The following is a 9,615-nucleotide window of genomic DNA, read 5'->3' on the forward strand; positions in this document are numbered from 1 at the left end:
ACGGGCGCCGAGTCGTCGTGAACTCGGGCCACCTGGCTGTGACTCAGTGCGAACTTGCGCCGACTCGCGGGTCGTACGTGGTGAGTTCACGCCGACTCGCGGGTCGTACGTCGTGAGTTCGCGCCGACTCGGGGGTCGTACGTCGTGAGTTCACGCCGACTCGGGGTAGAAAAAGTCAGGCTTGACTGTTTGTTGGTGGAGGGCTCAGGATGTGGGCGTGAGCCAGACCACAGGACCCGGACCCCGGGTCAGCCAGGAGGAGCGCACCCGGGCCATGCGGGCCCGCCTGCTCGAGGCGACGGTGGAGTGCATCGTCGAGTACGGGTGGAGCGGCACGTCCACCACGCTCGTCTCCAAGCGGGCCGGCGTCAGCCGGGGCGCCCAGCTGCACCACTTCCCGAGCAAGACCGACCTCGTCATCGCCGCGGTCGAGCACCTCAGCCAGGTCCGGGCCGCCGAGATCGAGGCCGCGGCCGAGGGGCTGCCGACCGGACCGCGGCGTACCCGCGCGGTCCTGGAGATGCTCGCCGAGCACTTCACCAGCCCGGTCTTCACCGCGGCCCTCGAGCTGTGGGTCGCGGCCCGCACCGACGCGCAGCTGCTCGCCGCCGTCGGCCCCCTCGAGCAGCGGGTCGGCCGCGAGATCCACCGGCTGACCGTCGAGCTGCTGGGCGTCGACGAGTCGCGGCCGGGCACCCGCGAGCTGGTCCAGGCGACCCTCGACCTGGTCCGCGGCCTGGGCCTGGCCAACACCATCTCCGACGACGCCGGCCGCCGCCGCCGGATCCTCGACCAGTGGGCGACGACCCTCGATGCCGTCCTGAAGGAGAACTAGATGAACGACGTGCTCCACGCAGTGCTCGCCGACCTCGCCGCGGAAGGCGACCGGCTCGAGCGGCTGGTCGCCGACCTCGACGAGGCCGGCTGGCGCACCCCGACCCCGGCCGAGGGCTGGGACGTCGCCACCCAGGTCGCGCACCTGGCCTGGACCGACGAGGCCGCGCTGGCCGCGGCCACCGACAAGCAGGCCTGGGACGAGCTGGTCCTCGCCGCGATCGCCGACCCCACCGGCGTCGTCGACAACGCCGCCCTCGACGGGGGCCGGGTCGCCCCCGAGGCGCTGCTGGCGCGCTGGCGGGCGGCGCGACCGGCGCTGGTCGAGGCGCTGCGCGACCTCCCCGAGGGACAGAAGATGCCGTGGTTCGGCCCGCCGATGTCGGCCACCTCGATGGCCACCGCGCGGTTCATGGAGACCTGGGCGCACTCCCTCGACGTGCACGAGGCGCTGGGCGCCACCCCCGAGGTCAGCGACCGGATCCGGCACGTCGCGCACCTGGGCGTGCGGACCCGCAACTACTCGTTCTCGGTGCACGAGCTCGCCGCGCCCGCCGAGGAGTTCCACATCGAGCTGACCGCCCCCTCCGGTGAGGCCTGGACCTGGGGACCCGAGGACGCCGCGCAGCGGGTCACCGGGTCGGCGCAGGACTTCTGCCTGCTGGTCACCCAGCGCCGGCACCGCGACGACACCGACCTGGTCGCCACCGGCGCGGACGCCGAGCGCTGGCTGACGATCGCGCAGTGCTTCGCCGGGCCGCCCGGCGCCGGGCGCGCGGCCGCGGAGGTCCAGGCATGAGCGTCCTGCGGGTGGGCAACTGCTCGGGCTTCTACGGCGACCGGCTCTCGGCGATGCGCGAGATGCTCGAGGGCTCGGTGGACGGGCACGGCCTCGACGTCCTGACCGGCGACTACCTCGCCGAGCTGACCATGCTGATCCTCGGCAAGGACACCATGCGGGACGCCTCGCTGGGCTATGCCCGCACCTTCGTGCGCCAGCTCGAGGACGCCCTCGGCCTGGCCCTGGAGCGCGGGACCAAGATCGTGGCCAACGCCGGCGGGCTCAACCCCGCCGGGCTGGCCGACAAGGTGCGCGAGGTTGCCGCCGGGCTGGGCCTCGACGTCGCGGTCGCCCACGTCGAGGGCGACGACGTGCGCGGCTCGCAGGCGCTGGCCGAGCTCGGCCTGCCGCACGCGCTCACCGCCAACGCCTACCTGGGCGGGCTCGGCATCGCCTCGGCGCTGCGCGCGGGCGCCGACATCGTCGTCACCGGCCGGGTCACCGACGCCTCCCTGGTCGTCGGCCCTGCCGTCGCCCACTTCGGCTGGGACCCCACGTCGTACGACGAGCTGGCCGGCGCGGTCGTGGCCGGGCACGTCCTGGAGTGCGGCACCCAGGCGACCGGAGGCAACTTCTCCGGGTTCCTGCAGCTGCCGCGCGACGGGCGCCCGCTCGGCTTCCCGCTCGCCGAGATCGAGGCCGACGGCTCGTTCGTGGTGACCAAGCACGACGACACCGGCGGCATGGTCACCGTCGACACCGTCACCGCGCAGCTGATGTACGAGATCCAGTCCACGCGCTACCTCGGCCCCGACGTGACCACCCACCTCGACTCGATCTCGCTGGCCCAGGTCGGCGAGGACCGGGTCCGGGTCAGCGGCGTCACCGGCGGCGCCCCGCCCTCCCAGCTCAAGGTCTGCGTCAACGAGCTCGGCGGCTTCCGCAACACCGCCGAGTTCGTGCTGACCGGGCTCGACCTCGAGGCCAAGGCCGAGTGGGTCCGCGCCCAGGTCGACGGCGCCCTCGCCGCCGCGCCGGGTGGACCGCCCGCGTCCGTGCACTGGGGCGAGGTCGGCCCGGCGCTGGCCGACGCGCCGACCGAGGAGTCCGCCTCGGTGCTGCTGCGCTGCGTGGTCAAGGACGCCGACGCCAAGCCCGTCGGCAAGCCGTTCACCTCCGCCGTGGTGGAGCTGGCCCTGGGCTCCTACCCCGGCTTCACGATGACCGCGCCGCCCTCGGCCCCCACGCCGTACGGCGTGTACAAGGCGGCCTACGTCGACCGCGCGGTGCCCACCCACACGGTGGTGCACGCGGACGGGCGTCGCGAGGTCGTCGCGGACCCGCCGGTGGCCGGTGGGCCGGTCGGCGAGGAGACGCTCTCGCCCGAGCACTTCGGGCTGCGCCCCTCGCCGTTCCCCGCCCCGGTCGACTCGGTGACCCGCCGGGCGCCGCTGGGGACCTTCGTCCACGCCCGCTCGGGCGACAAGGGCGGCGACGCCAACCTCGGCCTGTGGGTCGCCCACGACGGCTCGGAGAAGTACGCCGACCGGGTCCGCTGGCTCACCAAGCTCATCACGCCGCGCCGGATCCGCGAGCTGGTCGGCGAGGCGGAGGGCCTCGACATCGAGGTCTTCGTGCTGCCCAACCTCGGCGGCGTCAACGTGCTCATCCACGGTCTGCTCGGCGAGGGGGTCGCCTCGTCGACCCGGTTCGACCCGCAGGCCAAGGGCCTCGGCGAGTGGGTCCGCTCACGCGTCGTCAACATCCAGGAGTCATTGCTGTGATCGGTTTCGACACCCCCGAGCGCCTGGCGCTCAAGCAGAGCGCGGCGGAGTTCACCCGCCGCGAGGTGGTCCCCCACCTGCAGGAGTGGGAGGACGCCGGGGAGCTGCCCCGCGCGCTGCACAAGGCGGCCGCCGCGCAGGGCCTGCTGGGCGTCTCCTTCGCCGAGTCCGTCGGCGGCGAGGGCGGCGACCTGCTCGACTCCGTCGCGGTCGCCGAGGCGATCCTGGAGGCCGGCGGGTCCGGTGGCCTGATCGCCAGCCTGTTCACCGGCGGGATCGCGCTGCCGCACGTGGCGGAGAACGGCTCGCCGGACCTGATCGAGCGCTACGTGCGCCCGGCGCTGGCCGGCGACGCGATCGGCGCGCTGGCGATCACCGAGCCCGACGGTGGCTCCGACGTCGCCAACATCCGCACCACCGCGCGCCGCGACGGCGACGAGTACGTGGTGAACGGGCAGAAGACGTTCATCACCAGCGGCGTGCGCGCCGACTTCGTGACCACCGCGGTGCGCACCGGCGGCCCCGGCCACGCCGGTGTCTCGCTGCTGGTCATCGACAAGGACACCCCCGGCTTCACCGTCGACCGGCAGCTGGCCAAGATGGGCTGGCACTGCTCGGACACCGCGGAGCTGTCCTTCGTCGACGTGCGGGTCCCGGCCGCCCACCTGGTCGGCGCCGAGAACACGGGCTTCTACCAGATCGCCGACCAGTTCGTGGTCGAGCGGATCGGGCTGGCCGTGCAGGCCTACGGCATCGCGGCCCGCTCGCTGGCCCTGACCGCGGCGTACTGCCGCCAGCGCGAGACGTTCGGCAAGCCGCTGATCAGCCGCCAGGTGGTACGCCACAAGCTCGTCGAGATGCACCGCCAGGTCGAGACGGCGCGCGCCTACACCCGCGACGTGGCCGCGCGCCACGTGGCCGGGGAGGGCGTGATCGCCGAGGCGTGCCTGGCCAAGCAGACCGCGGTGGACGCCTCGACGTACGTCTGTGATCAGGCGGTGCAGCTGCACGGCGGCACCGGATACATGCACGGGACCGAGGTGGAGCGGCACTACCGCGACGCCCGGATCCTGCCCATCGGAGGAGGAGCGAGCGAAGTGCTCACAGATCTGGCCGCCAAGCTGTTGGGGTACGCCTCATGAGCGCGGGTACGACGAGCCGCCGCGAGGCGATGCTGGCCAAGGTCGCCGACCTCGAGGCCGAGCAGGCCAAGGCGGTCGCCGGCGGCGGGGAGAAGAGCGTCACCCGTCATCACGCCCGCGGCAAGCTGCTCCCGCGCGAGCGGATCGAGCTGCTGCTCGACGAGGGCACCGCGTTCCTGGAGCTCTCGCCGCTGGCCGGCTGGGGCTCGGACTTCCACGTCGGCGCGTCGGTGGTCACCGGCATCGGCGTGATCGAGGGGGTGGAGTGCATGATCACCGCCAACGACCCCTCGGTGAAGGGCGGCGCCTCGAACCCGTGGACGGTCAAGAAGGTCTTCCGGGCCTCGCAGATCGCCGAGGAGAACAACCTCCCGACGATCTCGCTGGTGGAGTCCGGCGGCGCCGACCTTCCCACCCAGAAGGAGATCTTCATCCCGGGCGGCAAGCTCTTCCGGGACCTGACCCGGGCCAGCGCCCGCAAGCAGCCCACGGTCGCGCTGGTCTTCGGCAACTCGACCGCCGGCGGCGCCTACGTGCCGGGGATGAGCGACTACACGGTGATGGTCAAGGAGCAGGCCAAGGTCTTCCTCGGCGGCCCGCCGCTGGTGAAGATGGCCACCGGCGAGGAGTCCGACGACGAGTCGCTGGGCGGTGCCGAGATGCACGCCCGGGTCTCCGGCCTGGCCGACTACCTCGCCGAGGACGAGCGTGACGCGATCCGGATCGGGCGCCGCATCGTGGCCAGGCTCAACTGGCGCAAGGCGCGCCCGGAGAGCGCCCGCGCGGCGCTCGCCTTCGCGGAGCCCGACGAGGACGCCGACGGCCTGCTCGACCTGATCCCCACCGACCTCAAGGAGCCGTTCGACCCGCGCGAGGTGATCGTCCGGATGGTCGACGGCACCGGGCCCGGCAACGCGCAGCCCTTCGACGAGTTCAAGCCGCTCTACGGGCCCTCGCTGGTCACCGGCTGGGCGCGGATCCACGGCCGCCAGGTCGGCATCCTCGCCAACGCCCAGGGCGTGCTGTTCTCGGAGGAGGCGCAGAAGGCGACCCAGTTCATCCAGCTCGCCAACCAGATCGACGTGCCGCTGCTGTTCCTGCACAACACCACCGGCTACATGGTCGGCAAGGAGTACGAGCAGGGCGGCATCATCAAGCACGGCGCGATGATGATCAACGCCGTCTCCAACTCCACGGTGCCGCACCTGTCGGTGATCATGGGCGCCTCCTACGGCGCCGGCAACTACGGCATGAACGGGCGCGCCTACGACCCGCGCTTCCTGTTCACCTGGCCCAGCGCGAAGTCCGCGGTGATGGGTCCGGCGCAGCTGGCCGGCGTGCTGTCGATCGTGGCGCGCGCCGCGACCGAGGCCAAGGGCAAGGAGTACGACGAGGCCGGCGACGCCGCGATGCGCGAGTTCATCGAGGCCTCCGTCGAGGAGCAGTCCCTGCCCTACTTCCTGTCCGGGATGCTCTACGACGACGGCGTCATCGACCCCCGCGACACCCGCACCGTCCTGGGCCTGTGCCTGTCCGTGATCGACAACGCCGACTTCGCGGGCACCGACCGCTTCGGCGTCTTCCGGATGTGAGCGGCGTGGACATCGTCGAGAGCACTCCCCAGACCGTCCCGGAGACCACTCCGGCCAAGGAGCACCGCATGATCACCCGCCTGCTCGTCGCCAACCGCGGCGAGATCGCCCGCCGCGTCTTCGCCAGCTGCCGCCGGCTCGGGATCGAGACCGTCGCGGTCCACTCCGACGCCGACGCGACCCTGCCCTTCGTGGGCGAGGCCGACGCCGCGGTCCGGCTCCCGGGCAACACCCCGGCCGAGACCTACCTGCGCACCGACCTGATCCTCGAGGCGGCGCGGCGTACCGGTGCCGACGCCGTCCACCCCGGCTACGGCTTCCTCTCCGAGAACGCCGAGTTCGCCCGGGCGGTGCTCGACGCCGGCCTGGTCTGGGTCGGCCCCGCGCCCGAGGCGATCGACTCGATGGGCTCCAAGGTGGCGGCCAAGAAGCTGATGGCCGACGCCGGCGTGCCGATCCTGGGCTCGCTCGACCCGGCCGCGGCCACCGAGGCGGACCTGCCGCTGCTGGTCAAGGCCTCCGCCGGCGGCGGCGGGCGGGGGATGCGCGTGGTCCGCACGCTGGCCGAGCTGCCGGCCCAGGTCGAGCTGGCCTCCAACGAGGCGGCCTCGGCCTTCGGGGACCCGACGGTCTTCGTGGAGCCGTACGTCGAGCAGGGCCGCCACGTCGAGGTCCAGGTCGTCGGCCACGCCGACGGCGTGCTGGTGCTCGGCGAGCGCGACTGCTCGCTGCAGCGCCGCCACCAGAAGGTGATCGAGGAGTCGCCCGCGCCCGGTCTGTCCGAGGCCACCCGCGCCGAGCTGCACGAGGCCGCGCGTCGGGCCGCCGCCGCGATCGACTACACCGGCGCCGGCACCGTGGAGTTCCTCGTCGACGCTACCGACACCTCGCGGTTCTGGTTCCTGGAGATGAACACCCGCCTGCAGGTCGAGCACCCGGTCACCGAGGCCGTCTTCGGCGTCGACCTGGTCGAGATGCAGCTCGCGGTCGCCGAGGGCCGCTCCCCGGTCGTGTGCCTGGGGACGCGCGAGGGCGCGCCGTCGGGCACACGACCCGAGGCTGGGGGTGCGCTGCGGCCATACGGGCACGCGGTGGAGGTGCGCCTCTACGCCGAGGACCCGACCCACGACTGGCAGCCGCAGTCGGGGCTGCTGAGCAGCTTCGAGATCCCCGAGGTGGAGACCCACTTCGCGAACCCGTCCACCGGCTCCACCAGCGGGCTGCGCCTCGACACCGGCTTCGGCAGCGGCGACGAGGTCGGCACCCACTACGACGCGATGCTGGCCAAGGTCATCTCCTGGGCGCCCACCCGCGAGCAGGCGGTACGCCGCCTGGCCGGTGCGCTGTCGCGGGCCCGGATCCACGGGCTCACCACCAACCGCGACCTGCTGGTCGCGGCGCTGCGCCACCCGACGTTCCTGTCCGGCGACGTCAGCACCGCGTTCTTCGACGAGCGCCCCGAGGTGCGCACCGCGGGCGCGGCCGACGAGCTCGCGCCGTACGCGGCGGCGCTGGCGCTGGCCGAGACCCGCAGTGCCGGGCGCACCCTGCACCGTGGGATCCCGGTGGCGTGGCGCAACGTGGTCAGCCAGCCCCAGTTGAACGTCTTCGAGACGGTCGGCGGGCAGGACGGCGAGCAGGTCGAGGTCCGCTGGTACGGCGGGCGCGACGGTTACGCCCACGCCGAGCGCGACGACGTCCGGGTCCTGGCGGCGAGCCCCACCGGGGTCCGCCTGGAGGTGGCCGGCGTGGTCACGTCGTACGACGTGCTGGTCGAGGTGGCGCCCAGCGGGGCCGGGGTCGTGCACGTGGACTCCCCGCGCGGGCACACCACGCTGCGCGCCGTGCCCCGCTTCACCGACCCGGCCGACCAGGTCGCCAGCGGCTCGCTGCTGGCGCCGATGCCCGGCACCGTGATCTCGGTGCTGGCGCAGGTCGGTCAGGCCGTCACTGCCGGGCAGCCGGTGCTGGTGCTCGAGGCGATGAAGATGCAGCACACCGTGGCGGCGCCGCACGACGGCACCGTCACCGACGTCCCGGTCGGAGCGGGGCAGCAGGTGGCGGCGGGCGACGTGCTCGCCGTCGTCGACGAGGGCGACCCGATCGCCGAGACGACCAACGAGGAGCAGGCATGACCACGACCGCCTTCAACGAGACCGAGGAGCGCCAGACCCTGCGCAAGGAGGTGGCGCGGCTGGCCAAGAACTACGGCCGCGACTACTTCGCGGCGAAGGCGCGCAGCGGCGGCAAGACCACCGAGCTGTGGCTGGAGATCGGCAAGACCGGCTACCTCGGCATCAACATCCCCGAGGAGTACGGCGGCGGTGGCGGCGGCATCGGCGACATCGCCGCGGTCTGCGAGGAGCTCGCCGCGGCCGGCTGCCCGCTGCTGATGATGGTGGTCTCGCCGGCGATCTGCGGCTCGGTCATCTCCCGGTTCGGCACCGAGGACCAGAAGCGCCGCTGGCTGCCGGGCATCGCCGACGGCACCTCCACGATGGCGTTCGCGATCACCGAGCCCGACGCCGGCTCCAACTCCCACAACATCACCACCGTCGCCCGCCGCGACGGCGACGGCTGGGTGCTCAAGGGCCGCAAGATCTACATCTCCGGTGTCGACGAGGCCAAGAACGTGCTCGTCGTGGCCCGTACCGAGGACGCCAAGACCGGCAAGCTCAAGCCCTGCCTGTTCGTGGTGCCGACCGACGCCGCGGGCTTCGAGTACCAGCCGATCGCGATGGAGATCGTCTCTCCCGAGCAGCAGTTCACCGTCTACATCGACGACGTCCGGCTGCCGGGCGACGCGCTGGTCGGCGACGAGGACGCGGGCCTGATCCAGCTCTTCGCGGGGCTGAACCCCGAGCGGATCATGGCCGCGGCGTTCGCGACCGGGATGGCGCGGTTCGCGCTCGACGCCGCCACGTCGTACGTCAAGGAGCGCACGGTCTTCAAGACCCCGATCGGCGCCCACCAGGCGATCGCGCACCCGCTGGCGGAGTCCCACATCGAGATCGAGCTGGCTCGGCTGATGACGCAGAAGGCGGCCGCGCTGCTCGACGCCGGGGAGGACCTGGCCGCCGGCGAGGCCGCGAACATGGCCAAGTACGCCGCCGGCGAGGCCGCCTGCAACGCGACCGACCGCGCCGTACAGGCCCACGGCGGCAACGGCATCACCCAGGAGTACGGCGTCGCCGGCCTGCTGGTGGCCTCCCGCGTCACAAGGATCGCCCCGGTGTCCCGCGAGATGGTGCTGAACTTCGTCGCCATGCACTCCCTGGGCCTCCCCAAGTCCTACTAACCCACCCCGCCCCCGCCCCGCCCGCGGCGCGGCGCACGCCCCCGCTCCGCGCCCCGCCGTACCCCCCAGCTGTAACGCGGGGTTATGCCCACTGCCACAGCGAAATAACGCCGCGGACTCCATCGGTCGTAGCAACGCTGACTGATGGTGGTGTTGTGGATGGCGAAGCGGTACGTGCCTTACG

Annotated in this window: 7 protein-coding genes; all 7 read left to right on the forward strand. The window is 72.8% G+C overall.

The window, feature by feature from the left end; genetic code table 11:
• Positions 1–217 precede the first annotated feature (217 nt).
• From AC6EI4_RS03265 to AC6EI4_RS03295, 7 genes are read left to right on the forward strand one after another with little or no spacing between them, the layout of a single operon-like run.
• Complete coding sequence (locus AC6EI4_RS03265; protein WP_498419795.1) at positions 218–835, forward strand: TetR/AcrR family transcriptional regulator; 618 nt, start codon at positions 218–220, stop codon at positions 833–835.
• Positions 836–1,633 carry a TIGR03084 family metal-binding protein gene (locus AC6EI4_RS03270; protein ID WP_498450563.1) on the forward strand — a complete coding sequence of 266 codons (798 nt, stop codon included), beginning with the start codon at positions 836–838 and terminating at the stop codon, positions 1,631–1,633.
• Positions 1,630–3,399, forward strand: a complete 1,770-nt coding sequence (locus AC6EI4_RS03275) for an acyclic terpene utilization AtuA family protein (protein WP_498450564.1) — start codon at positions 1,630–1,632, stop codon at positions 3,397–3,399. The genes AC6EI4_RS03270 and AC6EI4_RS03275 overlap by 4 nt, the downstream gene beginning before the upstream one ends.
• The gene (locus tag AC6EI4_RS03280) at positions 3,396–4,541 is read left to right on the forward strand and encodes an acyl-CoA dehydrogenase family protein (RefSeq protein WP_498450565.1); all 1,146 of its coding nucleotides are present in this window, start codon (positions 3,396–3,398) and stop codon (positions 4,539–4,541) included. The genes AC6EI4_RS03275 and AC6EI4_RS03280 overlap by 4 nt, the downstream gene beginning before the upstream one ends.
• Positions 4,538–6,133 (forward strand): acyl-CoA carboxylase subunit beta, encoded by a 1,596-nt coding sequence (locus tag AC6EI4_RS03285; RefSeq protein WP_498450566.1) that lies wholly within the window; start codon positions 4,538–4,540, stop codon positions 6,131–6,133. The genes AC6EI4_RS03280 and AC6EI4_RS03285 overlap by 4 nt, the downstream gene beginning before the upstream one ends.
• Positions 6,134–6,138: 5 nt before the next feature.
• Positions 6,139–8,268, forward strand: coding sequence for an acetyl/propionyl/methylcrotonyl-CoA carboxylase subunit alpha (locus AC6EI4_RS03290; protein WP_498450567.1), 2,130 nt, complete (start codon positions 6,139–6,141; stop codon positions 8,266–8,268).
• A complete protein-coding gene (locus AC6EI4_RS03295) occupies positions 8,265–9,431 on the forward strand; it encodes an acyl-CoA dehydrogenase family protein (protein WP_498419786.1) in 1,167 nt (388 codons plus the stop codon). The genes AC6EI4_RS03290 and AC6EI4_RS03295 overlap by 4 nt, the downstream gene beginning before the upstream one ends.
• The last annotated feature ends 184 nt before the right edge of the window (positions 9,432–9,615 follow it).

The sequence above is a fragment of the Nocardioides sp. Z43_10 genome (assembly GCF_059766615.1).